This is a genomic window from Jiangella gansuensis DSM 44835 (assembly GCF_000515395.1).
In the GTDB taxonomy this organism is placed as follows: domain Bacteria; phylum Actinomycetota; class Actinomycetes; order Jiangellales; family Jiangellaceae; genus Jiangella; species Jiangella gansuensis.
This window is the reverse complement of record NZ_KI911782.1, coordinates 802,896-826,662: the sequence shown is the minus strand read 5'-3', so window position 1 is coordinate 826,662 and position 23,767 is coordinate 802,896. Positions and strand designations below refer to the sequence as shown.

Annotated in this window: 25 protein-coding genes; 10 read left to right on the top strand and 15 right to left on the bottom strand. The window is 71.5% G+C overall.

What is annotated here, in order from left to right; genetic code table 11:
- Position 1: 1 nt before the first annotated feature.
- From JIAGA_RS0104235 to JIAGA_RS0104225, 3 genes are all read right to left on the bottom strand, one after another.
- Positions 2-721 carry an SRPBCC family protein gene (locus JIAGA_RS0104235; RefSeq protein WP_035812079.1) on the bottom strand — a complete coding sequence of 240 codons (720 nt, stop codon included), beginning with the start codon at positions 719-721 and terminating at the stop codon, positions 2-4.
- The gene (locus JIAGA_RS0104230) at positions 721-1,332 is read right to left on the bottom strand and encodes an ArsR/SmtB family transcription factor (RefSeq protein ID WP_035812076.1); all 612 of its coding nucleotides are present in this window, start codon (positions 1,330-1,332) and stop codon (positions 721-723) included. The genes JIAGA_RS0104235 and JIAGA_RS0104230 overlap by 1 nt, the downstream gene beginning before the upstream one ends.
- A gap of 632 nt (positions 1,333-1,964) precedes the next feature.
- A complete protein-coding gene (locus tag JIAGA_RS0104225; protein ID WP_026874695.1) occupies positions 1,965-2,489 on the bottom strand; it encodes a hypothetical protein in 525 nt (174 codons plus the stop codon).
- A gap of 60 nt (positions 2,490-2,549) precedes the next feature.
- Between JIAGA_RS0104225 and JIAGA_RS0104220 the strand changes: the two genes are divergently transcribed.
- Positions 2,550-2,894 carry a YciI family protein gene (locus JIAGA_RS0104220; protein WP_245597250.1) on the top strand — a complete coding sequence of 115 codons (345 nt, stop codon included), beginning with the start codon at positions 2,550-2,552 and terminating at the stop codon, positions 2,892-2,894.
- 9 nt (positions 2,895-2,903) lie between these two features.
- Here the strand turns inward: JIAGA_RS0104220 and JIAGA_RS0104215 are convergent, their stop codons facing one another.
- The 4 genes from JIAGA_RS0104215 to JIAGA_RS0104200 form a co-directional block, all read right to left on the bottom strand.
- Positions 2,904-3,680 (bottom strand): SDR family NAD(P)-dependent oxidoreductase, encoded by a 777-nt coding sequence (locus JIAGA_RS0104215; protein ID WP_026874693.1) that lies wholly within the window; start codon positions 3,678-3,680, stop codon positions 2,904-2,906.
- A 64-nt stretch (positions 3,681-3,744) separates the two neighbouring features.
- Positions 3,745-4,170 (bottom strand): nitroreductase family deazaflavin-dependent oxidoreductase, encoded by a 426-nt coding sequence (locus tag JIAGA_RS0104210; RefSeq protein ID WP_026874692.1) that lies wholly within the window; start codon positions 4,168-4,170, stop codon positions 3,745-3,747.
- A gap of 6 nt (positions 4,171-4,176) precedes the next feature.
- A complete protein-coding gene (locus JIAGA_RS0104205; RefSeq protein ID WP_026874691.1) occupies positions 4,177-5,421 on the bottom strand; it encodes an NAD(P)/FAD-dependent oxidoreductase in 1,245 nt (414 codons plus the stop codon).
- Positions 5,418-5,921, bottom strand: coding sequence for a winged helix-turn-helix transcriptional regulator (locus tag JIAGA_RS0104200; protein ID WP_026874690.1), 504 nt, complete (start codon positions 5,919-5,921; stop codon positions 5,418-5,420). The genes JIAGA_RS0104205 and JIAGA_RS0104200 overlap by 4 nt, the downstream gene beginning before the upstream one ends.
- Before the next feature lie 103 nt (positions 5,922-6,024).
- Here JIAGA_RS0104200 and JIAGA_RS27500 point away from each other — a divergent pair, with 103 nt between their 5' ends.
- Entirely contained in the window at positions 6,025-6,465 is a 441-nt protein-coding gene (locus JIAGA_RS27500; RefSeq protein WP_051425695.1) for a nuclear transport factor 2 family protein, read from the top strand.
- 13 nt (positions 6,466-6,478) lie between these two features.
- On the top strand, positions 6,479-7,324 hold the full coding sequence (locus tag JIAGA_RS0104190) for an isocitrate lyase/PEP mutase family protein (protein WP_026874689.1): 846 nt from the start codon (positions 6,479-6,481) through the stop codon (positions 7,322-7,324).
- Here the strand turns inward: JIAGA_RS0104190 and JIAGA_RS0104185 are convergent.
- Positions 7,312-8,130: a phytanoyl-CoA dioxygenase family protein gene (locus JIAGA_RS0104185; RefSeq protein WP_026874688.1), complete on the bottom strand. Its 819-nt coding sequence runs from the start codon at positions 8,128-8,130 to the stop codon at positions 7,312-7,314. The genes JIAGA_RS0104190 and JIAGA_RS0104185 overlap by 13 nt on opposite strands.
- Positions 8,131-8,310: 180 nt before the next feature.
- Between JIAGA_RS0104185 and JIAGA_RS27495 the strand changes: the two genes are divergently transcribed.
- From JIAGA_RS27495 to JIAGA_RS0104170, 3 genes are all read left to right on the top strand, one after another.
- Positions 8,311-9,147 carry a helix-turn-helix domain-containing protein gene (locus JIAGA_RS27495; RefSeq protein WP_051425693.1) on the top strand — a complete coding sequence of 279 codons (837 nt, stop codon included), beginning with the start codon at positions 8,311-8,313 and terminating at the stop codon, positions 9,145-9,147.
- A gap of 37 nt (positions 9,148-9,184) precedes the next feature.
- On the top strand, positions 9,185-9,871 hold the full coding sequence (locus tag JIAGA_RS0104175; RefSeq protein WP_026874687.1) for a helix-turn-helix transcriptional regulator: 687 nt from the start codon (positions 9,185-9,187) through the stop codon (positions 9,869-9,871).
- A gap of 108 nt (positions 9,872-9,979) precedes the next feature.
- The gene (locus JIAGA_RS0104170; protein WP_084469459.1) at positions 9,980-10,945 is read left to right on the top strand and encodes an IS481 family transposase; all 966 of its coding nucleotides are present in this window, start codon (positions 9,980-9,982) and stop codon (positions 10,943-10,945) included.
- A 73-nt stretch (positions 10,946-11,018) separates the two neighbouring features.
- Here JIAGA_RS0104170 and JIAGA_RS27490 read toward each other — a convergent pair whose 3' ends face one another.
- Positions 11,019-12,158 carry a fatty acid desaturase family protein gene (locus tag JIAGA_RS27490; protein ID WP_051426581.1) on the bottom strand — a complete coding sequence of 380 codons (1,140 nt, stop codon included), beginning with the start codon at positions 12,156-12,158 and terminating at the stop codon, positions 11,019-11,021.
- A 130-nt stretch (positions 12,159-12,288) separates the two neighbouring features.
- Entirely contained in the window at positions 12,289-13,362 is a 1,074-nt protein-coding gene (locus JIAGA_RS0104160) for a ferredoxin reductase (protein WP_051425691.1), read from the bottom strand.
- A 157-nt stretch (positions 13,363-13,519) separates the two neighbouring features.
- Here JIAGA_RS0104160 and JIAGA_RS27485 point away from each other — a divergent pair, with 157 nt between their 5' ends.
- Entirely contained in the window at positions 13,520-14,167 is a 648-nt protein-coding gene (locus JIAGA_RS27485; RefSeq protein WP_051426580.1) for a TetR family transcriptional regulator, read from the top strand.
- On the opposite strand, the gene JIAGA_RS0104150 is transcribed toward JIAGA_RS27485, so the two are convergent.
- Positions 14,164-14,562, bottom strand: a complete 399-nt coding sequence (locus JIAGA_RS0104150; RefSeq protein ID WP_026874684.1) for a VOC family protein — start codon at positions 14,560-14,562, stop codon at positions 14,164-14,166. The two genes, JIAGA_RS27485 and JIAGA_RS0104150, sit on opposite strands and share 4 nt — an antisense overlap.
- 87 nt (positions 14,563-14,649) lie before the next feature.
- On the opposite strand from JIAGA_RS0104150, the gene JIAGA_RS0104145 reads away from it, so the two are divergent.
- Positions 14,650-15,027: an MmcQ/YjbR family DNA-binding protein gene (locus JIAGA_RS0104145; RefSeq protein WP_211239501.1), complete on the top strand. Its 378-nt coding sequence runs from the start codon at positions 14,650-14,652 to the stop codon at positions 15,025-15,027.
- 106 nt (positions 15,028-15,133) lie between these two features.
- Here the strand turns inward: JIAGA_RS0104145 and JIAGA_RS0104140 are convergent, their stop codons facing one another.
- The 3 genes from JIAGA_RS0104140 to JIAGA_RS0104130 all read right to left on the bottom strand — a co-directional run bounded on the left by JIAGA_RS0104140 (position 15,134) and on the right by JIAGA_RS0104130 (position 20,781).
- Complete coding sequence (locus tag JIAGA_RS0104140) at positions 15,134-15,958, bottom strand: endonuclease/exonuclease/phosphatase family protein (protein ID WP_035813394.1); 825 nt, start codon at positions 15,956-15,958, stop codon at positions 15,134-15,136.
- Positions 15,959-16,094: 136 nt separating this feature from the next.
- The gene (locus tag JIAGA_RS0104135; RefSeq protein ID WP_157552679.1) at positions 16,095-20,033 is read right to left on the bottom strand and encodes an AAA domain-containing protein; all 3,939 of its coding nucleotides are present in this window, start codon (positions 20,031-20,033) and stop codon (positions 16,095-16,097) included.
- Positions 20,034-20,217: 184 nt separating this feature from the next.
- Positions 20,218-20,781, bottom strand: coding sequence for a helix-turn-helix transcriptional regulator (locus JIAGA_RS0104130; RefSeq protein ID WP_026874680.1), 564 nt, complete (start codon positions 20,779-20,781; stop codon positions 20,218-20,220).
- Positions 20,782-20,923: 142 nt separating this feature from the next.
- Between JIAGA_RS0104130 and JIAGA_RS32760 the strand changes: the two genes are divergently transcribed.
- A complete protein-coding gene (locus JIAGA_RS32760) occupies positions 20,924-22,093 on the top strand; it encodes a M23 family metallopeptidase (RefSeq protein ID WP_211239500.1) in 1,170 nt (389 codons plus the stop codon).
- 28 nt (positions 22,094-22,121) lie between these two features.
- Here JIAGA_RS32760 and JIAGA_RS0104120 read toward each other — a convergent pair whose 3' ends face one another.
- A complete protein-coding gene (locus tag JIAGA_RS0104120; RefSeq protein WP_026874678.1) occupies positions 22,122-23,480 on the bottom strand; it encodes a dihydrolipoyl dehydrogenase family protein in 1,359 nt (452 codons plus the stop codon).
- Positions 23,481-23,551: 71 nt separating this feature from the next.
- Here JIAGA_RS0104120 and JIAGA_RS0104115 point away from each other — a divergent pair, with 71 nt between their 5' ends.
- Entirely contained in the window at positions 23,552-23,758 is a 207-nt protein-coding gene (locus JIAGA_RS0104115) for an FmdB family zinc ribbon protein (RefSeq protein WP_026874677.1), read from the top strand.
- Positions 23,759-23,767: the final 9 nt, after the last annotated feature.

Below are 23,767 nucleotides of genomic sequence, written 5' to 3'. Positions count from 1 at the left end.
GTCAAACATCCGCGGCGGCCGGGTAGCGCCCAGCCCACCAGGCCGTCCACCGCTCGGCCAGCAGCGTGTACCGCGCGTCGTCCAGGCCGAACGTGCTCAGCACCGCCGTCGCGTTGTCCGCGCCGCCGTCGGCCGGCGTCTGCGTCAGCACCAGGAGCCCCGGGCCCCAGCCGTCGACGGTGAACCCGACCTGGTTCTCCGACCGGAACCAGACCTCGCCGCTGAGCGGCTCGCCCAGCACCGACGCGCTGTACCCGGACCCTTCCGGCAGGCCGGCGGCGCCGGACAACCCGAGCGCTTCGACCACCCGGGCACCACTGCTCGGGTGGCCGGCCACGAAGACCGTGCGACGGTCGGCCCGCGGCTGCCGCTCCAGGTGGAACCGCAGCTGCTGCAGGAACGTCGTCCAGCCCTCGGTGATGTCGTCGTAGTACGCGTCCCACTCCGGGCTCACCCCGCGGGGCGCCCGGGTGAGCGTGATGCGGGTTCGATCGCCGTCGGGTTCGAGGACGATCTGGTCGCCTTCCTGGACGCTCAACGTCAGCGCGTCAGCGTCCTCGACGAAGTGCGTGAAGTAGATCAGGTCGATCTCGGCGTCCAGGCTGTCGGAGTCCCAGCCGTGCCAGTGCCGGATGCGGTCCTTGCTGCGCAGTGCCCGCCAGACCTCGTCGACCGGTGCGGCGACGGTGACCCGGATCGTGGGCGTGTGGTCGGAGTTCATCAGCGCTGTCTCCCTCCGCTGGGTTCCGGATGGCCACCGGCGACCAGCCGATACGGCCGGCCACCGGCGGTGTCGAAGCGGGCCACCGTCTCGCGGACCGCCTGAGCCAGCTCGTCGGTGAAGTCGTGGACATCGCCGGGCGCGGCGAACCGCACGTCGGCCTCGATGGTGAACGTGAGCAGCCGCTTGCCGGTGGAGTCGGCGGCGCTCTGCATGCGGGCGACGTCACGGACCGTCCGCGCGGCGACCTCCACCAGATGCTCCGCGGCGTACTGGTCCTGGATGTGGGTGAAACGGGCCGCGGTGTCGTCGTCATCGTCCCGATCGCGATCCATGACCGCGGGATCGACGACGAAGGAACCCGGCTTGGCCCGCAGGATGCGCTCGACACAACCCCGGCGCGGCCGTTCCTCGACCAGTTCGACCAGGCCGGCGGACTCGAGCACCCGCAGGTGGTAGTTCACCCGCTGTCGCGGCAACCCCAACGCCGCGGCCAGCTGCGTGGCCGACGCGGGTTCGCGCAACCGGGCGAGCAGTTCGCGCCGGACCGGCGACAGCGCCGAACGCACCTCGTCCGGGTGATCGAGATAGGTGATGCCACCAACAGCCATACCGCATCCTCCCAATTGACAGTTCAATTTGTCAATTGAGCTCGAAATGATCACGTCCACCATGGGTCTTCCCGCTTCACCATGGATGCTTGCCTGGTGGTGCGGGAGTTCGCCTGGGGTGGCCCGGTGTGCCGGCCGCGCGCGGCGTCACCGTGGGTACCGGCATCAGAGGCCGTCGTCGGGGCCGGGCTGGGCGGACTTTGATCGCAGTGTCCGACATCGATAGCGCGATCCGTGCCGGGAGGACGGATCTGCCCGCCGGACGCGGTTGCGGCTATCGAGGGCTGCTGCCTGCTATTGCGGTCAGCGCCGGCCGGACAGCACGGCGGCCCCACAGGCCGGACAGCAGGTCGGACCCGCTGCCCGGGCGGGCGGCGGTGCCGCCGGTCCGGCGGGGCGGCGGTGCCGCCGGTCCGGCGGGGCGCCGACGAAGGCCGGCAATAGCCAGCGCGAGCGGTCCGATCGCGACGGCCCAAACGATCACGTCCGGCATGGGTGTGCACGCCTCACCAGGCATGTGGGCATGGTGCGGCGAGAGGAATCCTGGTGGCGGCCCGGCGGCCCGGCGGCCCCAGCGGCGATCAGGCGAGCCCGGCGCCGCCAGCGGCGATCAGGCGAGCCCGGCGCCGTCGTCAGGTCGTCGGCAGTCCGGCCCGGTCGGGGACCACATGGTCGAGACCACGCAGCCATGCGTCCGGCGGGTTGGGCCACCAGCGGCCCGCCGGCAGCGCCGACAGCGCATCGCGGACGGCGCCTACAGTGGCCGCGGCCGGCACGACGCGGTTCGGCGACGCACCAGCCAGCACACCGAACCACCAGTGCTTGGCGGTCTCGCCCAGCAGGTCGGGGTCCAGGACGACGTAGTAGTCGGGGAGTGTGATCGCGTCGGTGCGCAGCCCGCTCAGCGCGGCGTCGACCGCCACCTCGAGCGTGCCCGCCGGTGCGGTGCCGTCGAAGAACCCCGCCCACGCGGCCGCGACGTCCGCGAGCGGGTCGAAGGGGTGCACGACGTAGGCCGTATGTGCCTGCGCGACGGCGGCGGGCACGGCCCCGGCGTCGGCGACGGCGCGGACGTTGGCCAGCCCGTCGAGCCCGGCGACGACGCGCCCGGCGTCCTCGCCTGCGATGACCACCACGGTGCTGTTGGATCGGGCCACGACCTCCAGTTTAGGAACGGGTGTCGGTGCCCGCCCCTAAGCTGACTGTTCGTGAAGTACATGCTGCTCATATACGGCAACGACGAGACCTGGCAGCAGGTCTACGGTGAGGCGTACGACGCACACATGCAGGCGCATCGCGACCTCGCGGCGCAGCTGCGCGAGTCCGGTGAGTTCGTCGCGAGCGCCGGCCTCACCACGGCCGAGGCGCGCACGGTCCGGGTGCGCGATGACGCGACCGCCGTCACCGACGGACCGTTCACCGAGGCCAAGGAGGTGCTGGCGGGCTACTACCTGGTCGAGTGCCGCTCGGCCGAGCGGGCCGCGCAGATCGCCGCCATGCTCCCGGAGGCACGGCTCAACGTGGTCGAGGTGCGCCGGGTGATGGATCCGGCCGACATGTGAGCGGCCGCGTCAGCCGGGCGTCTCCGGGTCCTGGGCCAGCGCGGCACGGCCGCCGTCCACCGGCACGGTCGCGCCGTTGACGAAGCCGGCCTCGTCCGACAGCAGGTGGGCGACCACGGCGGCCACCTCGTCCGGCCGCCCCACCCGGCCCACCGGGTGCAGCTGGCGCATCTGCTCCTCCACGCCCGCGGCCGCCGCGTCGTCCAGCCCGTTCAGGAACGCGGCGTAGCGTTCGGTCGCGATCGAACCCAGAGCCACCGCGTTGGTGCGCACGCCGCGCGGCCCGTACTCCACCGCGAGCGCTCGGGTGAACCCTTCGATGGCCGCTTTCGCAGTGACGTACGGGGTGCAGCCCGGTACGGCGCGCTGGGCCTGGTGCGAGGACACGTTGACGATCGCGCCGCCCGTCCCGGCCGCGATGAACCGCCGCACCGCCGTCGTACACCCGACGACGACGGGGTCCAGGTTCAGCGCGATGAGCCGGGAGAGCTCGGCGGCATCGGTCGTGTGCACCGATGCGTCGCGGAACACGGCGGCGTTGTTGACCCAGCCGGCCAGCGGCGCGGCCGTCATGGCCAGGTCGGCGGCTTGTTCTGCGACGGCGGGATCGGCCGCGCTACCGGTTACCGCGGCCACCCGGGAGCCGGCTGGGTGATCGTCCACCCAGGTCAGCGCCTGCGGGTCCAGTTCGATGGCCACGACGACGCCGCCGTCGGCGAGCAGCCGCTCCACCACCGCCCGGCCGACGCCGCGGCCGCCTCCGGTCACCACGTAGGAATGTGCCATGACACCCCAGCCTCCCATGATCATCAAGAGTTGATACGGCCATAGTCGGGTCAACCCTTGATGATCAAGGGGACGGGGGCTCCAGGAACACCACGGGGATGACGCGGTCGGTGTTGGACTCGTACAGGCGGTAGCCCTTGTACGCGGCCAGGACCCGCGGCCACCAGACCGCGCGCTCGTCGGGGCTGGCGGTGCGGGCCCGCGCCCGCCACCGGCTGCTGCGCACTTGCACCGTGACCTGGGGGTTCGCCACGAGGTTGGTGTACCACTGCGGATGCCGGGGTCGGCCGCCCCAGGATGCGATGACCACCAGTTTCTCGTCGTCGTGCAGGTAGAGCAGCGGGACGGTGTGTCGCCGGCCGGTGCGTGACCCCGTCGTGGTGAGCAGCAGCATGTCGTTGCGCACCAGCCGCCGGCCCAGCAACCCACGGCTGGCTCGATACAGCGCGATGTGCAGGCGGGACAGTCGCCGAGCGGTGATGTCGCGCATGGCCGCCTACCGAGTCTCCTCGGACTCCAGGATCTGGTCGAGCGGCACGTCCGGGTGGATGAGCCGGACCTCGTCGACCAGCTGCCCGGAGCGGATCAGCGCCTTGATCGGTTCGCCGACGTCCCACACGTTGACGTTCATGCCCGCGACCACCCGGCCGTCACGCAGCCAGAACGCGATGAACTCGCGGCCGGGAACGTCGCCGCGGTAGACGACGCGGTCGTATCCGCCCGGCGTGACCAGGCCGTGGAACTCCATGCCGAGGTCGTACTGGTCGGTGAAGAAGTAGGGCAGCTCGTCGTAGACGGCGTCGCGGCCGAGCATGGTGGCCGCGGCGACCGCCGGCTGGTTCAGCGCGGTGGCCCAGTGCTCCACCCGGACGCCGGGACCGAGCAGCGGGTGGTCGGCCTCGGCGATGTCCCCGGCTGCGGTGATGTCGGGATTGCTGGTGCGTAGCGCGGAGTCGACCACCACACCACGGCGCACGCGGAGCCCGGCGGCCGCGGCGAGGTGCAGGTTCGGTGCCGCGCCGATACCGACGACGACGGCGTCGGCGGGCAGTTGGGTGCCGTCGGCCAGCACCGCGCCGCTGACCCGGGAGCCGTCGACGGTGAACCGCTCGACCTGCGCGTTGGTGCGCAGGGTGACCCCGTGCTCGGTGTGCAGGCCGGCGAAGACGCGGGCAAGTTCCGGGCCGAGCGCGCCTGCCAGCGGCAGGTCGCCGGACTCGACGACGGTGACGTCGACGCCGGCCTCGCGGGCCGCGGCCGTCACCTCCAGCCCGATCCAGCCGCCGCCGATGACGACCATGCGCTCGGACGAGGCGATGGCCGCCTTGATCCGGTCGGAGTCGCCGAGGCGGCGCAAATAGTGGACACCGTCGGCGTCGGCGCCGGGCACTCGCAGTGGCCGCGCGCTGGAGCCGGTGGCCAGCAGCAGCCGCGCGTATCCGACCCTGGTGTCGTCGGCGAGGGTGACGGTGCGCCGGTCGGGGTCGATCTCGACGACCGCCTGACCGAGGCGCAGGTCGATGTCGTGGTCGGTGTACCAGTCGGCGTCGTGGACGAACGCGGCGTCGCGCTCGGCCTTGCCGGTCAGGTAGTCCTTGGACAGCGGCGGCCGCTCGTACGGGAGGTCGGGTTCGTCGCCGATGAGGACGACGGGACCGGTGTAGCCCTGCTCGCGGAGGGCCTCTGCCGCCTTGGCGCCGGCCAGGCCGGCACCGACGATGACGAATGGCTGCGCGGTCACGGTGCCACGCTACCCGCCAACCGCTCCGCGACGACGGCGGTTCCGGGAGCGTTCCGGCCACCCGGTCCGGGACGCACGCTGACGGTGGCGTCGGTCAGCACGCCGCCGCACTGGTCGCAGGTCACCGTCGGGACTGTCGGGTGCCCGCAGTCGTCGTGGATCAGCCGCATCGGCGGACCGTCCGGCGCCAGGTGCCGGTCACCCCAGGCCATCAGCGCGACGACGACGCCGTACAGGTCCCGGCCGGCGTCAGTGAGCCGGTACTCGTGCCGGACCGGCGCCTCCTGGTAGGCCTCGCGCGTGACCAGCCCGGCTGCGACCAGCCGGTCGAGCCGGTCGGCCAGGACGTTGGTGGCCACCCCGAGGTCGCGGCGCAGCTCGTCGTAGCGGGTGAGCCCGAGGAACAGGTCGCGCAGGACCAGTAGTGCCCAGGGGTCGCCGACGACCCCCGCGGCCCGCGCGACCGAACAGGCGATACCGGCGAAGCGATCTCTGTCCACGAGGTCACAGCGTAGTCGCTTGCGGATCGCAAGTCATAGTGACTAGCCTGATCCCATTATCACTTGCTAATCGCAAGTGATCTGCTGAGCGAGAGGAACCACGGTGTACCACCGGATCGTGCGAGCCAAGGTGCGGCGGCTATGGGACCGCATCGCCGAAACCGGGGACTTCCAGCTCGCGGTGGCCCTGGCGGCGCCCGACGTGCGGTTCCGGTTCGTGGGAGACCCGCCGTACGGCGCCGAACTGCGCGGGCGGGACGCCTTCGCCCGCTGGTTCGAGCAGACCCAGGAGAACCTGCCGGGCCTGCGGCTGCGGCCCGCCGACATCGTCGTGAAGGGCTGGCCCTGGAACACCACGGTGGTGGTCCGGCTGACCATCTCCGCCACGCTGGCCGACGGCAGCGCCTACACGAACGAAGGCGTCCAGTGGGTCCGCCTGCGCTGGGGCCGAATGGTCGACGACTACGTGCTCGAGGACACCGCGCGGCTGGCCGCCGCCCTGGAGCGACAGGCGGCAGCACGCCCCGCTGTCGGTGGCGGGTGATGTACTGCCCGGCATGACCACTCTTCGCGACCGGGCGGCCCGGTTCACCGCCCTGCACCAGCCGGGCACACCGGTGCTGCTGCCCAACGCGTGGGACCCGCTCAGCGCTCGCCTCGTCGAGGCTGCCGGAGCGTCCGCCGTCGCCACCACCAGCGCGGGCGTGGCGTGGAGTCTCGGTGCCGGCGACGGCGACCACCTCGACCGCGACAGCGTGCTCGCCCTGGTGGCGCGGGTGGCCGCCGCCGTCGACGTTCCCGTGACGGCCGACCTCGAGAGCGGGTTCGGCGCCACCCCCGACGACGTCGCGGCCACCATCGACGGGGTGCTCGCGGCCGGTGCCGTCGGCGTCAACATCGAGGACGTGCACCCCGACGACGACGCCGCGCTGCGGCCGGCGGCCGAGCAGACCGACCGGTTGGCCGCCGCCCGAGCCGCGGCGGACGCTGCCGGAGTGCCGATCTATCTCAACGCCCGGGTCGACACCTACCTGCGCGCGGTCGGCGACCCTGCCGGCCGGTTCGCCGAGACGGTGGAACGGGCCCGGGCGTACGTCGCCGCCGGCGCCGACGGCATCTTCGTCCCCGGCGTGGTCGACGCGCCGACGGTGTCCCGCCTGGTCGCGGAGGTGGACGCGCCGCTGAACATCCTGGCCGGACCGGGCTCGCCCACCGTGGCCGAGTTGGCCGCGCTCGGCGTCGCCCGGGTCAGCCTCGGGTCGGCGGTGACGGGCGCGGCCTACGCCGTCGCCCGCCAGGCCGCCCGTGAGCTGTTCGAGTCCGGCACCTACACCGCGGTGGAGACGCGCCTGTCCTACGACGAGGTCAACTCCCTGATGCTGCGGCGCCCTCAGGGCCGGTAGAGCACCGGGTTGAGCGGGCTGTCGGCCAGGTCACCGGGGCGCAGACCCGGGAAGGATGCCGTTAGGTCGCCGGCCTGGTGCTCGTTGGTCGGCTCGGCCACCACCATGTCGGCGTCGATGTAGATCACCGTCATCACGCGGCGCGGGTCGGCGGCCACGTTCCGGCCGGCATGGTGAAAAGTCCAGCCGAGGTGGAAGCTGGCGTCGCCCAGGGCGAACGGCTCGGTCACCACCGGGAGGTCCTGCTCGGCCAGCGCCACCTGCAGCGCCGCCTCGGATTCGTCGCTGATCGGCAGGTCGCGGCCGAACTCGAAGCGGTGACTGCCGGCGGCGAACGACAGCGGCCCCATCTCCAGCGGCGTCTCCTGCAGCGGCAACCAGATCGTGCAGCACCGGTCGTTGCTGAACGGCCAGTAGTACTGATCGGCGTGCCAGGGGGTGATGCCGCCGCCGGGCTCCTTGTACAGCGCCTGGTCGTGGTAGAGCCGAACGCCCTCGACGCCCAGCAGATCGGCGGCGATCTTGGCCAGCCGGGTCGAGAAGACCAGCTCGCGCACCGTCTCGCTGTGCTTCCACAGGTTGCCCACCTGCAGGAACGCCTTGTTGTAGGTCGAACGCTCCTCCATCGGCAGGTGCATCGTGTTCAGCTCGATGACCTTGTCGGTGATCTCCGGCTCGTACTGACGCACGACGTTCGGGTCGAGCACGCCGGTGAGGTGCACGAACCCGTCACGGTCGAAGGCTGCGACCTGGTCCGGGCTGATGTCGTACGGCGTGTCGAGCGCGGTCGGCGAGGTGGTGGTCATCGGTGTCCTCCAGCGGACGGTGTGGGTCTACGGGATGGGCGCCCGCTTCACATGGTGCTGGGCGCCGCACCCTCGCCACCACATCCTGGATGACGACTTCCGGTACTCTCATGCCCACATCGGCGCCATCCAGCGGCAGTACTCCGTCACACAGTATGTGCCGGGATATCCTCAGCACCCATGCACGCGGCGTTCGAACACGTCGGCACGACGGGCGGGCTGTCGTGGAAACGACACCTGCACCGCAGCCGCGCCTTCCCGTTCAGCTGGCACTTCCACCCGGAGATCGAGCTGACCCTGATCACCGCGGGCACCGGAACGCGCTACGTCGGCGACAACATCGAGCCGTACGAACCCGGCCAGCTGACGCTGCTCGGCTCCGGTGTCCCACACGCGTTCGTGTCCGCCGCACCGGGCCGGCACGAGGCCGCCGTGATCCACTTCCGGCCCGACTTCCTCGGCACCGGCCTGTTCGAGGCCCCGGAGTTCGGCGCCGTCGGCGGGCTGCTCACCGGCGCCGACCACGGGCTGCAGCTGACCGTCAGCGACGAGCTCGCCCTCCGGCTGGTCGAGCTGACGTCGTCCGACGGCGCCGCCGGCACGCTCTCGCTGCTGGACGCCCTCGTCCGGCTGGCCGAGCGGGGGCCCGGCCGTCAGCTGGCCAGCCCCGGCTACCGGGCGCTGCGGCCCGACAGCAGCCGGCGTATGGACGAGGTCTTCGGCTTCCTGCACGCGCACTACCCGGACCCGATCCGGCTGGACGACGTCGCCGCGGTCGCTCACCTCTCCTCTGCAGCGTTCAGCCGCTTCTTCCGCCGTGCGACCGGGCGGACATTCACCGCCTACCTCACCGAACTGCGGGTCGGCGCGGCCTGCCGGCTGCTCGCCGACACCGACCGCGCCGTCGCCGACATCGCCGCCGCCTGCGGGTTCGGGAACCTGTCCAACTTCAACCGGCGATTCCGCGAGCTGAAAGACCTGACCCCGCGGTCCTACCGCGCACTCTTCCGTCGCTGATCGGCGTCTGTCACCGCGAGGTGGTAGACCGGAGAGCGTGTACACCGAACGACCGACGGCCATCCACGACGCGGTGGCGTGGTCGTCCACCGTCTCGACGGCCCAGCAGCACCGGGTGCTGCCCGACGGCTGCCTCGACCTGCTGTGGATCCACGGCCGCGTGGTCGTCGCCGGGCCCGACACCGTCGCCTATCTCGCGTCGTGGGAACCGGGCACGCCGTTCGTCGGGCTGCGGCTGGGCGCCGGGCTCGGCCCGCGGGTCGTCGGTACGCCGGCGCATCTGCTGCGCGACCAACGGGTGCCGCTGGACCAGCTGTGGCCGGACGCCGACGTCCGCCGGCTGGCCGAGCGGCTGGCCGGCGCCCCTGATCCGGCCGGTGTGCTGGAGGACGTCGCGACGGCGCGGCTGATCGCGAACCCGGCGCCCGACGGCGTCGTCGCGCACGTGGCGCGTCGGCTCGGGCAGGGCGTACGGGTCGACACCGTCGCAGGCGAGGTGGGGCTCAGCGCCCGCCAGCTCCACCGGCGCAGCGTGGACGCGTTCGGTTACGGGCCGAAGACGCTGGCACGCATCCTGCGCATGAATCGCGCGCTGGAGCTCAGCCGCGCCGGAACGCCGTCGGCGCTGGCCGCGGTGTCCAGCGGCTACGCCGACCAGGCCCATTTCTCCCGCGAGGTGCGGTCGCTCGCGGGCGCCACCATCTCGTCGCTGGTGGCCGCCTAGCTGTACCCGGCCAAGAGGTTGGTAGCGGGCGTGTCGGGTTGAACAGGTGAGAGCCCCCGGGTGGGGTGTGGCTTGTCGAAGGCTGCACGACCCATCCGGAGGGCTCTCGTGTCTCACCGTAACGCCCGCACCACGTTCCAGGGCCGGCTGTTGATCGTTGAGCGTCACCGCGCCGGTTGGGCGCAGGCGCACATCGCCAAGGCGATGGGCATCTCCCGCAAGTGTGTGAAGTCCTGGCTGGATCGTTACGCCGCCGAGGGCGTGGCCGGCCTGCACGACCGCTCCTCGCGTCCACATTCGTCTCCGCGCCGGACCAGCGAGGCGATCGAACAGCAGGTCATCGACCTTCGGCAGCGCGAACGCCGCGGGCAGGACTGGATCGGTCCCGAGCTGGGGGTGCCGGCGCGGACGGTGTCGCGGATCCTGCGCCGCCACGACGTGCCCTACCTGCGCGAGTGCGACCCGCTCACGGGTGAGGTGATCCGGGCGTCGAAGACCACGACGGTGCGTTACGAGCGCGACGCCCCGGGCGAGCTGGTCCACATGGACGTGAAGAAGATCGGCAAGATCCCCGACGGCGGCGGCTGGCGCGCCCACGGCCGGGAGAACCGCGAAGCCACCCGCAACCGCACGACCAGGGTCGGGTTCGACTACGTGCACTCACTCGTCGATGACCACTCCCGGCTGGCCTACTCAGAGATCCTGCCCGACGAGAAGGGCCCGACCTGCGCGGCCTTCCTCGCACGGGCAGCCGGCTACTTCGCCGCACACGGCATCCCCCGGATCGAACGCCTGATCACCGACAACGCCTGGGCATACCGGTACTCGCTGCGCCAGGTCTGCAAGGAGCTGGACATCGGGCAGAGGTTCATCAAGGCGCACTGCCCGTGGCAGAACGGCAAGGTCGAACGGTTCAACCGCACCCTGCAGACCGAGTGGGCCTACCGGCAGGTCTTCACCAGCAACACCGAACGCGCCGCGGCTCTTGACCCCTGGATCGAGTACTACAACACTCGACGACGCCACAGCGCACTCGGCGGCCTCCCACCAATCAGCCGCCTGCCACCAACGTGATGGCCGGATACACCTAGCTTCGCTTGGTCGTCGAGACTGCTCAAGAAGTCTCCATGTCAGGTGTACTCGGCCATCACTGAGCGCGCTGCCGCTCGCGCTGAGCTCTGCGCAGTGCCTTGGACTCCGGGCTGTTGCCCACCAGGTAGGGGTCGTCCGGCTTGACCGACAGCGTCGCCAGCTGCCGCGCCACGCTGAGCAGCTGCTTGGACAGCCGGCCGGTGTTGTACTGCAGGCCGTACTTCTCCACCAGCCGGCGAACGTCGTGAGCCACCTCGGGATAGCGGCGCGCCGGGATATCGGGGAACAGATGGTGCTCGATCTGGTGGCTGAGGTTGCCGGTCATCACATGGAACAGCCGGCTGCCGCTGATGTTGGCCGAGCCCAGCAACTGACGCAGGTACCACTGGCCGCGGGTCTCGTTCTCGGCGTCCTGCTTGGCGAAGGTCTGCACGTCGGCCGGGAAGTGGCCGCAGAAGATGACGTTGAACGCCCAGATGTTGCGGATGACGTTGGCGATCACGTTGCCGCCCAGCACGGCCAGCGGCACCCACCACGACGTGAACGGCACCAGCGGGAGCGCGAGCGCGGGGTACAGCAGGTAGTCCTTGAACAGCTGGCGGCGGATCTTGCGGAACGCCCGCCGCTTCCGGGCCTGGAACTCCTCCTTGGACATCTTTCCGGCCAGGTACTCGTCGAGTTCGACGCCGTGGTACATGACGCCCCACTCGAACACCAGCATGAGCATGAACGCGATGGGAAGATTGAACCGGTGGCTGGGGTACCACGGCTGGCCGTCGTCAATGCGGAGCAGGTTGTAGCCGATGTCCCGGTCCATGCCGTGGATGTTGGTGTACGTGTGGTGGATGTAGTTGTGGCCGTGCTTCCAGTCCTGCGCCGGTGCGACGATGTCCCACTCGTAGCGCTTGCCGTCGACCATCGGGTCGTTCATCCAGTCGTACTGGCCGTGCATCACGTTATGGCCGATCTCCATGTTCTCCAAGATCTTGGAGAGGGCCAGGAACGCGATGCCGGCGACGAACACCGGCCAGTAGAACGGGAAGAACAGGCCGACGCGGCCCAGCACCTCGAAGGCGCGCTGCACCTTGATGACCCGTCGGATGTAGTCAGCGTCGGCCTGCCCGAGGTCGTCGAGTACACGCTGACGCACGCCGTCGAGCTCGTCCCCGAACCGCTCGAGCTCCTCGTACGTCATGTACTCCAGACCGATGTTGGAGCGCTCTTCGGAGTCCGTACCGACCAGCGGCTGCGGCGCCTGGTTGTGGGTCGACGCGCTCAGCGGTTCGATCGGTGCGTACTTACGTCGCCTGGACATGGTTCGCTCCTCACAACGCCACGCTCACGTCGCCGACCGGCACGTTCACGCAGATCTTGATGGTCTCGTCGGTGTTGGCGCCGACCTCGCCGCTGATGACGTGGCGGACGGCGCCGTGGTTCTTCTTGACCGCGCAGGTGTTGCAGACGCCCATCCGGCAGCCGTAGGCCGGCGTCAGGCCAGCGGCCTCGGCCTGCCGCAGGATGGTCGAGCCGTCGTTGCCGGCGCTGACGCCGCTGTCGTCGAACGTCAGCGTGCCGGTGGCATCGGCGGCGTCGACGTCGACACTCGGCACCTTGAAGTACTCGGCCCGCAGCATGTCGGCGGCGCCGAGCCTGTCGTAGACCTCTCGCACCGTGGAGATGAGCCCGGCCGGCCCGCAGACGTAGGTCAGCGTCCCGGCGGGTTCGATGCCGAGATTGTCGAGGTGGCCGGCCGAGAAGCGGCCCGCAGGTTCCACGCCGTCCGCCGGCTCGCGGGTGTACACGCGGACGATCCGCGTCCGTGGCATGGCTGCGGCGATCTCGTCCAGCTCGTCGGCGAACATCTCGTCCTGACGGGAACGGGCGTAGTGCAGGAAGGTCACCCGGCCGCGGTGGCCGGTGTCGCGCAGCGTGCGCAGCATCGACATCACCGGCGTGATGCCGCTGCCCCCGCTGAGCAGCAGCAGGTCGTCCGGGACCGGCGCCGGGAGCACGAACTCGCCCTCGGCCTGGGACAGGTACACGATGGTCTTCGGCCGCAGGTGGCGATGCAGGAACTGCGACACGTAGCCGTCCGGATGCGCTTTGACCGACACACTGAACATGCCGTCCCGCCGCGCCTGTGAGCTTGCGACCGAAAAGCAGCGGACCCGTCGTGTGCCGTCGACCTCCACCCCGAACTGTACGTGCTGCCCCGGAAGGAACCCGGCCCATGCCCCGTTGGGACGCAGCACGACGGTGCTGGCCCGCGCGGTCTCGTGGATCACGTCCACGACCCGGGCTCGCACCAACGAGACGGTGAGCATCGGGTGCAGTTGCTCGAGGTAGTGATCGACCGAGTGAGGTGAGGTCAACCCCGCCACGGCCCGCGAGCCGAGCATCCGGCGGATGACGCCGATGACGACCTCCCTCGTTCAGTGAACAGGCGTGCACTCATATCGTGGGCCGGCTGAGCAGGAATGGCAATGGAAGCCGGCTGTGACCTCGCGCACCAGCAGAACGCGCGTTCACCGAAAGTCGGCAGCTATGCTCGGAGCCATGCCCGCCCCGGCCGCTACGCGACAGGCCCAGAAGGAACGCACTCGTGAGACGCTCCTGCACGCCGCTCTCGAGCTGAGCGAGCTATACGGGTTCGCGCAGATCAGCCTGCGGCAGGTCGCTCGCCACGCCGGGGTCGTACCCACCGCGTTCTACCGCCATTTCGGCTCGATGGACCAGCTCGGCCTCACGCTGGTCGAGCGGTCGTTCACGACACTGCGCCGGATGATCCGCGACGCCCAGCGCGACCCGGACGTCTACGACAACATCATCGACGCGTCGGCGGAGATCCTCGTCGAAGCCGTCAAGCAGAATCGCGGCCATTTCGGCTTCGTCGCCCGGGAACGGGTCGGCGGATCGCCGGCCGTACGCCAGGCGATCCAGCACGAACTCGACCTGTTCGTCAACGAGCTGGCGATCGTGCTCGCGCGCCTGCCGCACATCCGGACCTGGACCGTCGACGACGTGCAGATGGTGGCACGGCTGTTCGTCCGCAACATGGTCTCCCACGCCGAAGACGTCGTCGCGCTGCCCGATGCGCGCCCCGACCTCGAGGAGCGGATCAAGGACGACGCCCGCCGCGAGATGCGCGTCATCGTCATCGGCTTCCGCGACTGGCGCTCGTCGACGGCGTCGCCGGGACTCTAGGCAGGCGGCAGGGCCGCGTAGAAGTCGATGCCGTTGCCGTCCGGGTCGAGGACGACCGCGTAGCGCTGCCCCCAGGGGGCGTCCCACGGCTCGAGGTGGCCCGGGTGCCCGGCGGCCACCATCTTCGCGTAGGCCTCGTCCACCCCAGCGGGGTCGCCGCAGTCGAACGCGAGACTCGCGCCGCCATCCTCCGACGGCGTGTAGTCCGGGACGAACGAGGCGAGCGACTCGTGGGTGTCGAGCAGCAGCTTCACGCCCGGCGCGAGCGGTATCTCGGCGTGCGGGGCGCTCTCGGCGCCGTCGGGAACCGCCAGCCCGAGGTCACGGTAGAACCGCAGCGACCGGCCCATGTCGGCCACCGCGAACTCGATGGAAGCGAAACGTGGTTGTGTCATGGCAGTCACGCTACGGCCCGTTGCACGTGTCGGTCTTGAAAGAATCGGACGCGGACCGGAACGGGCTGTGGCCGCTAGCGTTGGCCCATGGCGCACCCGCGGATGTATCGCGACGACGACCTGTACTTGGCCGAGCTGCGGGCGGCCTGCCTGCGCTTCCCAGAGGCCGTCGAGGTCGAGGCGTGGGGCCGGCCGACGTTCCGGGCGGGGAAGAAGATCTTCGCCGTGTTCGGGGGGCACGACGACCACCCGTTCGCGGTCATCTTCAAGCCGGACCCGGACGACCGGCCGGCACTGCTCGACGACGCGCGCTTCTACGTCCCGGCCTATTTCGGCCCGAGCGGCTGGCTGGCCCTGGACTTCACCGCGGCGGATGTCGACTGGGACGAGGTCGGCGAACTCCTGGACGCCTCCTACCGGCAGGTGGCGCTCAAGCGGATGCTCAAGGCGCTGGACGCCGGCTGATCACGTCGGTGGGCCGACCACCAGGCGCGCTCCCGCTTCACCGGTCATTCATGCCTGGTGGAGCGGGAGCACCCATGGTGGACGTGATCATTTCCAGGCCGGAGGGTCAGTTGCCGAGGCCGACATTCGAACCGGGCAGCAGGACGTCCGCCTTGACCGGCAGGTGGTCGGAGGCGTCCGTGGTCACCACTGCGGCCGTGCGGGTGATGACGTCGCCGGAGGTCAGCACGTAGTCAATGCGGGCGTTGGGGTCCTCGGCCGGATAGGTGGCGCCGTCGCCGACGCCGGCGGCCTCCCAGGTGTCGACGAGGTCGTCCATCAGCTCCCGGATCTCCGGTGCATCCGGCCGCGCGTTGAGGTCGCCGACCAGCACGACCGACTCGTCCGGCGTACCCATCAGCTCCTCGATGGCGGCCACCTGCTCCAGCCGCTCGTTGGCGTCGTTGTGCTGCAGGTGCGTGTTGAAGACCGTCACCCAGACCCCGCGGACGTTGATGCGCGCGCGCAGCAGGCCGCGCTGCTCGTGGCCCTCGTACCTGGGCAGGAAGGTGTTGTCCCACTCGCGGATGGGTCGTTCGCTGAGGATCGCGGTGCCGTACTGGCGTCGCGGCTGGCCTGGCTGGAGTGGGTCCTGGTCGAGGTTGGCGCCGTAGACGACGTGCATGTCCAGTTCGTCGGCGAGCCAGGCGGCCTGGTCGACGAAGTCACTGCGCTCACCCCAGTGCCGGTCGACCTCTTGCAGACCGACGACGTCGACCCCCTCGGTCTTGACGACGTCGGCGACCCTCTGCAGGTCGAGCAGGCCGTCGGTGCCGACCCCGTGGTGGATGTTGAAGCTCATGACGGTGAGCGGCCGGTCCCGTGCCGACGGTTCGGCCTGGGCGGACCGGCCAGCGTCGGCCGAGGCCGCGGGCGCCGTTGCTCCTGCCATCAGGGCCAAGGTTGCCAGAAGCGCGGGGGCGGCGAGGCGGTGGATGCGCATGTCGTGTCCTCTCGACGTCACGGCAGTGTGACGTCGATCTTGCCCCATATGCGGTGACAATTGGTCAAACCTGGTGCAAACGAACTCAGTCCACCAGTCCCGGGATCGGCTCGCCGGAACGCACCTGCCAGGTCGGCACCCGCAGCACCCGGGTCACCGGCGCATCGCCCTGCCGGGGCGCCAATCCGCGCAACAGCCGGCGGCGACGCAGCAGCAGCCGCACGTGCCGCGCCGCGTCCTCGCCGGCCGGCCAGCCGCGGTCGAGCAGCACCGCGACGGTCTCCGCCGGTGTCCGCACCAGCAGGTCGCACCGGTACCCGTCGACCAGGGCGTTCGGTGTCACGTCCGGGTGCCCGGCAGCGGTCAGACGCTCGCACAGTGCCTGCACCAGCGGGTCGACCTCGACGGCCGGCTCGACGGCCGACGGCGGGATCGGCCGGACGTGGAACGAGCGCACCGACGACAGCCGTGCCAGCAATTCCGGCAGCCCGGCCTGCCGGGACCAGAACCCGTGCTGACCGACGGTGACGACCTGTGCTCGCACGGCGCCCAGCGCAGCGCTCCACAGGTCCGCCTGGCTCTGCACCCAGCGCACGGTCTGCTCGGGCGTCCCCTCACCGGCGACCAGCGACAGCACCACTGCGTCGCACCCGGCCATCGCGTCGTCGTCGACCGAGATCACCCGCACCGGCTCGAACCGGAACAGCGAACGCAACTCGTCGGCCTGGGCCCGGAAGGGGGTTGCGACGGCGATGGTGGCGCCCTCGGGTAGCTGGTCGCGCAGCTCGTTGACCGCCCACACGACGCGGTCGAGCTCCGCCTGGTTGCGCCACGAACCGCCGTTCGCCCCGCGCTCGGGTGCGCCGTTGACGTCCTCCCACAGCAGCAGCGTGGCCTCGCCGGTCTCGGGGTCGCTGGCCCGCCGCAGCCCGGTGACGTCGGTGACGACGGTGAGCCGGGCACCGTAGAAGTGCTCGTCGACGATGCGCGCGATGCCCGGGTGGGAGCCGTTGTGCACGTCGAGCAGGATCGGCTGGTCGACGTTGCCGGATGCGGCGTCGTACGCGGAGTGCGCGCCGAACGCCACCCGCCGCTCTTCCAGCCAGGCCGCGCTGATGCCGGAGTTCTCGCGCGCCTTGCGGACCCGGTGGTCACTGAGGGCCGGCGGCTGCTGCCGGCGGCGCGGATCCCCGATCACGAGGGCGCGGCGGGCGCGGAACATGACCGGCATCGCGGCGGCGACCGAGCAGCGGTGCGCGTCGTCAAGCACGACCAGGTCGAACATGCCCGGCTCCAGCGCCAGCTGCTGTGCCGCCTCGACGGTGACGGCCCATCCGCCGAGGTGCTCCATGAGCTGTCGCTGGCTGGCGAGCCGGTCCTTGCCACCGGGCTCGAGCGCCCGCCGGCGCGCGGTGAGCTCGTCCTGGGCACCGGCCGCCTGCTCGGCGACGACGACGGCGAGCAGCTCGGCGGAGAGCTGGCGCAGCCGTTCGGTGAGCGCCTGACCCTGAGCGTCCAGGAGGTCGTCGTCGAGCTGTTCGACGCGGCGTCGGTCCTGCCGCAGCCGCTGCTCGGCCCGGGCGAACAGCAGCAGCGAGTCGAACGCCGCCGGCTCCAGCAGTGGCTGACGCAACCTCCCGGTGTCGATGCCGCCCTCGTCCAGCGCGCGCAGGTAACTGACGACGAGGCTGCGGCGCCGGAACCCGCCGAGGAACTTCGTGTCGGTGAGCTCGCGGCCGCGCTCGATCCAGTCCCGCATGGCCGCGTCGTCCTCGCGCCACGCCGCCCCGAGCAGCCCGGGGGTCAACCCGAGCCGGGTGGCGGCGGCCGCACGCGCTGACGTCGTCTTGCGCAGCCGGGTCTCCACGGCGTTGCGCTCCCGCAGCAGCTCCCGCCAGTCGCGCAGCTGCCCGCGGACGGCGGCGAGGTCGGCTTCGACGTTCTCGCGCCGTCGGCCGCGCGGCTCGTCCTTGGCCGCCCGCAGCAGCTCACGCACCAGCTGCTTCTCCTCCGCCCGCGCCTGGGCGTCACCGGTTTTGATCAGCAGCCCGGGCGCCAGCGCGCCGCACCGGTCGGTCAGCTCCTGCAGGACGGCCTCGTCGGGTGACGCGACCAGGACCCGCTGCCCCGCCGCGACCGCGGTGGCGACGACGTCGACGATCAGGCGCTCCTTGCCGGTGCCGGGGGGCGCGGCGGCGACGGTCAGCGGCCGGGTCATCGCGGCGGCCAGGACTGCCTGCTGATTCTCGTCCAGCTCCTCCGGCTGGACGGGCACGGGGGCCGGTCCGTCGACGCGGCGCAGCCCGACCGGTTTGCCCAGGAACTCCAGCGCCGTACCGGCCACCTGGCCGGCGCGGTCGGCGAGCTCGCCCAGCTCGGCGCTGACGGCCAGCGCGGCCGGCCGGTCGGACTCGACGTAGAGCACGCAGGCGGCGTTGTGCACCCCGGTGCGGGTGGCGGTGCGCAGGTCGTCGGCCGCGAGGGCGGTGGGGTCGAGCGGCTCCAGCTCGGTGAGCCCGAGGCGGCGCATGAGCTGGCGGATCGCGGCCAGCATCTGCTCGTGATCGCCGGGCTTCCAGCTCTGCCGCCAGGCCGCCAGCACGCTGGCCGCCTCCTGGTCGTCGAGGCACGCCCGCAGGACGCCGGCGTGCGGCACGACGGGGCCGGTGGGACGCAGCGCCGCCGCGCCCCGCGCGTCGACGGTGACCTCGACCCGGCGCACCAGCAGCGCCGCCACGCTAGGCGACGCGAGCGGGTTGGCCGAGTGCCGGCGGCCGCCGCCGGCCAGCGAGACGAACGGGTAGCCGTACCAGACGTCACGTTCCTTCCAGTCGAACGTGTCGACACCCGCGGGCGCCGACGCCAGCGCCTCGGTCCCGCTGAGCAGCACCTCGGCGCCGGACGCCATCGGGAACCAGTCGACCGACTCCGCGTCCCGCGACGGCGTCGTCTCCGGCGGGCGGGCCTCGGTCAGGCAGGCCCGGTAGTACGTGATCAGGTCGCGCCAGCCGGGGTCGGCGAGCTCCTCGCGACGGGGCTCCGGCTCCGGCTGGGCCGGCACCGGGCGCTCGGCCGCGCGGTCCCCGTCGAGCAGGCTGAGCGCCCGGACCGCGGACCGCGCGATGACGTGGTTGCCGGACACCGCGAGGGTCGACGTCGCCGGCAGCCGGTCCTCGGGCACGCCCCGCTGCTCCAGCCGGTCGACGACGTAGCCGGCGAGGTCGTCCGCGGTGACCCACGGGCCCAGGCCGGACTTGACCCGCCCGCTGCGCAGCCCCTCGACGATCTCCTCGGTGAACATGGTGGTGCCCAGCGGCGACGCCGGGTCGGCCAGCTCGGCGGCCGGGCGCAGGGTCCGGGACGCGGAGATGACGTACACCCCGGCGGGTTCGGGCATGACACCGCGACCGTGCACCGACAGCCGGGCCCGGTCATCGGCCGCGCAGTGGTCCAGCAGGACGACCTTGCTGGCGGCGCGGCACTCCTGGAGCCGTTGGCGCAGGAACTCCGCGGCCACGGCGGTGCCCTCGAGGTCGTCGGGGTCGGTGTCGGCGGCGACCAGGAACAGTCTGCCGTCGCGGACCGAAACCCCGGCGTAGCCGGCCAGGTACACAAGCACGGTGTCGCTGAGTTCGCGCTCGTCGAGGAACGTCTCGATGGCGCGCATCATCTCCGCGCGGGTGGCGTCGGTCACCGTCCGGACGGTCTCGGCCATGCCGACGTCCTGCCGCTCCAGGACCTGCTCGAGGTGCCGCACCCCGGCGGCCGCGGTGGGCAGCGGCGGGTAACCGGCGTGGTCGTGCGCCGCGGTGCCGATGAGGAGGGCGGCACGGTCGCCGGCGGGCAGCTTGCGGCGGTCCGCGGCGGCTGGGGCGTCGGCCGCGCCCGGGAGCACCAGCGGCCGGCGGGCGGTCACCGGTGTCGGCGACGTGCGTGGCTCCGGCACCACGGTGACCGGTGGACGAACGGCAACGAATCGTTCACGGACCGGTTCGGTCCGCATATGGATCGACAGCTCGCTCATCAGGACCCCTCGCGTCTTGCCTGCCGGCGGCGAACACCCCGTTCACCTGCGGTTCTCTCGCAGACTAGGTACACATCGCGGCGTATGTCGGATCTGACGCGGAAATGGTCCGAACACCCGATGGGTGCCTCGGGTGAGGGGCTCGTGGTGATCTAGGACGCGTTCGCGTATAAGCAGGCCCCGGTCACCGCAGTGGCCGGCGCCGGCGGCTCTGCCCCGCGCTCCAGTGGTCGACGATCGGCCGGGTCCACAGCGGCAGCCGGCTGCTCAGCGTCGCGACGGGCGGCGGCATCTGACCCCGCGAGTGGTAGGCGTTCACTGTGCTGCGGCTCACCCCGAGCAGCCGCGCGATGGCCGATGCGGTCAGCAGCTCGGCGGGATCCAGTTCCGGCGCCGTCAGGCCCACCACCACCGGCCCCCGCGCCTCGAACTCCGCGAGCGGCACCGCCACCGGGCCGGTATCCGCCTGATACGCCGCGCACCAGGCCAGCTCCGGCCGCGCGTCGGGGCCGGACACCCAGGCCGGGTCCAGCAGCACCAGGATGACGCCGCCGCGGTTCACCCGCGCGGCGCCTGAGTAGCGCCGCTCGAGGGTGACGTCGGCGGCGCCCGGAACCGGCCCGCGCGTGGCCGTGTACAGCCAGCTCCCACCGGTGCGCAGGAAGTTGCCGCCACCCGCGAAGAGCTCGACGTCCGGCCTGGTCAGCGGGCGCAGCGATGCCTGCAACGCGGCACCGGCGTCGAGCATGCGGGACCCCCATCGATACAGCCATTGGTTGTATACCGGGCAAACGTCGCCTACAGTAGCGGCCGATGATCCAGGACAGGAAGAGCCCCGAGTGAGGAAAAGATCTCTAGGGGCCATCGTGACGGCCGCAGCCGTCGGATGTGTGACATGGGGAATACCGTCGTCGACGGCAGTCACATCTGTCGCGACGGCTTCCGGTGTCGGCACCGACGTCTCCGTCATCCGTAGCCAGGCATCCTCCCTCCGCACCGCCGAGGTCCCGTCCGTCGAAGAGGCGGCGGCCGATCTCGAGACGGCCCAGACGGAGTTCGAGGCGGCGCAGCAGGCCGAGCAGCGGGCGCAGCAGCGCGCCGAGGCAGCCAGCCAGGCCGCTCTCGACGCCGCCACCGCGGCCCGGGAGGCAACGGCACGCGCGGAGCGGGCCACCGGGCAGCGTTCCGACGCCGAGCAGGCGGCGGAGCAGGCTCGGCAGTCCCTGGGCCGGCTGGCCGCCAACGCCTACATGAACAACTCCGAGCTCGGCTCGCTGGTGCAGCTGGGTGCGTCGGACCCGACGCAGTTCCAGAGCCAGTCCGCCGCTCTCAACGAGCTGATGCGGGTCCAGGAGACGATGATCCGGCAGGCCGCGGAATCCCGGGCGGAGGCCACCAACGCCGCCGCCCGCGCCGACGGGCATGCCGCAGCCGCCGCCGAGGCCGCCGCGTCCGCCGCCGAGCTCGCCGAGCAGACCGAGACCGCGCTGGCGGAGGCGGCGACCGCCACCGAGCAGGCAAGTGCGAAGCTGCAGGAGGTCCGCGACATCCACGCGGCGGCACAGCGTGCCGAGCGGGAGCGGGCCGAGGCCGAGCGGCAGCCCGACCGTGGCGACACCGGAGGCGACGGCGGAGGCACCGACACCCCGCCGCCCACTGGCGACGGCACCTTCCAGCGGCCGTCCACCGGCCCGATCACCTCGCCGTACGGCATGCGAGTGCACCCGGTCACCGGCGTGTACAAGCTGCACAGCGGCACCGACTTCGGCGCCTCCTGCGGCGCCGGTGTGCACGCGGCGTACCCGGGCACCGTCGAATCCACCGGATACGAAGGCGCCTACGGCAACCGCATCTCCGTCTCGCACGGCACCATCGGCGGTATGGAGGTCACCACGACCTACAGCCACCTGTCGGCGTTCAGCACCAGCCCCGGCCAGACCGTCGCGGCCGGCGAGCTGATCGGCCGGGTCGGCACGACGGGCTCGTCCACCGGCTGCCACCTGCACTTCGAGGTGCTCGTGAACGGCCAGTTCACCAACCCGATGAACTGGCTTTCCTGAGCTTCTGACACCGCGCGGCCTCGGCTTCTCAGCCGAGGTCGCGTAGTGCGTCCTGGATGCCCCGATGGATCGTGGGGTAGGCGTAGATCATGTGCCGCAGCGTCTCGACCGGCACCCGCCCGTGCACGGCCACGGCGAGCGCACCGAGCACCTCGCCGCCGGTGGGGCCCGCCGAGGTGCCGCCGACCAGCACTCCCTCGTCGGCGTCGGCCACCAGCTTGATGACGCCTTCGTTGCCGGCCTTGTGGATCCAGCCACGCGTGGTGGACGGCACCTGCGCCAGCCCGGTCTCGACCCGGATCCCGGCGTCGCGGGCCTGTGCCTCGGTGAGGCCGACGGCGCCGATCTCCGGGTCGGTGAACGTCACCCGCGGCAGCGCCCGGTAGTCGGCCGGCGGCCCGTCCTCGCCGAGGATGTCGCGCACGACGATGTCGGCCTGATAGGTGGCGACGTGCGTGAAGGCGCCGTGCCCGGTGACGTCGCCGACGGCCCACAGGCGTTCACCGGCACGTAGGCGTTCGTCGACGTCGATGCTGTGCGCCGAGGGGTCCAGGCCGACGGTGTCCACCCCGAGCGCGGACAGGTCGCTGCGCCGCCCGACCGACACCAGTAACCGTTCGGCGCTCAGCTCGACGCCGTCATCCAGCGTGACGGTGAACAGTTCGCCGTCGTGCCGGACGGCGGTGGCCTTGCTCTTCAGCCGCAGGTCGATTCCGTCGGCGCTCATCGCGGCCGCCGCCAGCTCGGACGCCTCGGGTTCCTCGGCCGCGATCAGCCGGTCGGCGAACTCGATGACGCCGACCCGTGTGCCGAACCGGGCGAACACCTGCGCGAGCTCGAGCCCGACCGCCCCGCCACCCAGCACGAGCAGCGACGCGGGCAGCTCCTTGGCCTCCAGCGCCTCCCGGTTGGTCCAGTAAGGCGTGCCGGCGAGGCCGTCGACGGGCGGGACGACTGCGGAGGTACCGGTGCCGATGACGACGGCGCGGCCGGCCTCGTACGTGGTGCCGTCCACCTCGACCCGGCCCGGTCCGGCCAGCCGGCCCCAGCCGCGTACCAGCCGGCCGCCCTTGCCGGTGAAGCGGTCGGCGGCCACCTGGTCGTTCCAGTCGTCGGTGGCCTCGTCGCGGATGCGGGCGGCGACCGGCTCCCAGCTCGGCGCCACCTCGGCATGACCGGCCATGCCGTCGACGCGGCCGGCTTCGGCCAGGAGATCCGCCGCCCGGATGGCCATCTTGCTGGGGATGCACCCCCAGTACGGACACTCGCCGCCGACCAGCCGGCCCTCGACACCGACGACGTTCAGACCGGTCTCGGCGAGCGCACCGGCGACAGCCTCGCCACCCACACCCATGCCGAGGACGACGACATCGACCTGCTCGCTCATGCAGCCCTCCACTCGTTCCCGCCGAGCCTACTGTCGATACATGTCGCCCGCGGTGCGGCTACCCTGATGACGTGCCGACCTACGAGTACCGCTGCCGCGCGTGCGGTTCCACCTTCGACGTCGTCCGCCCCATGGCTGACGCGACCGCACCCGCCTCCTGCCCGGCCGGCCACGACGACACCGTGAAACTGCTCACCACCGTGGGCCTGGCCGGTCGTTCCAACCAACCCACCGGCGGCGGAGGCGGCTGCTGCGGTGGCGGCTGCGGCTGCGGCTGAGAGTTCACC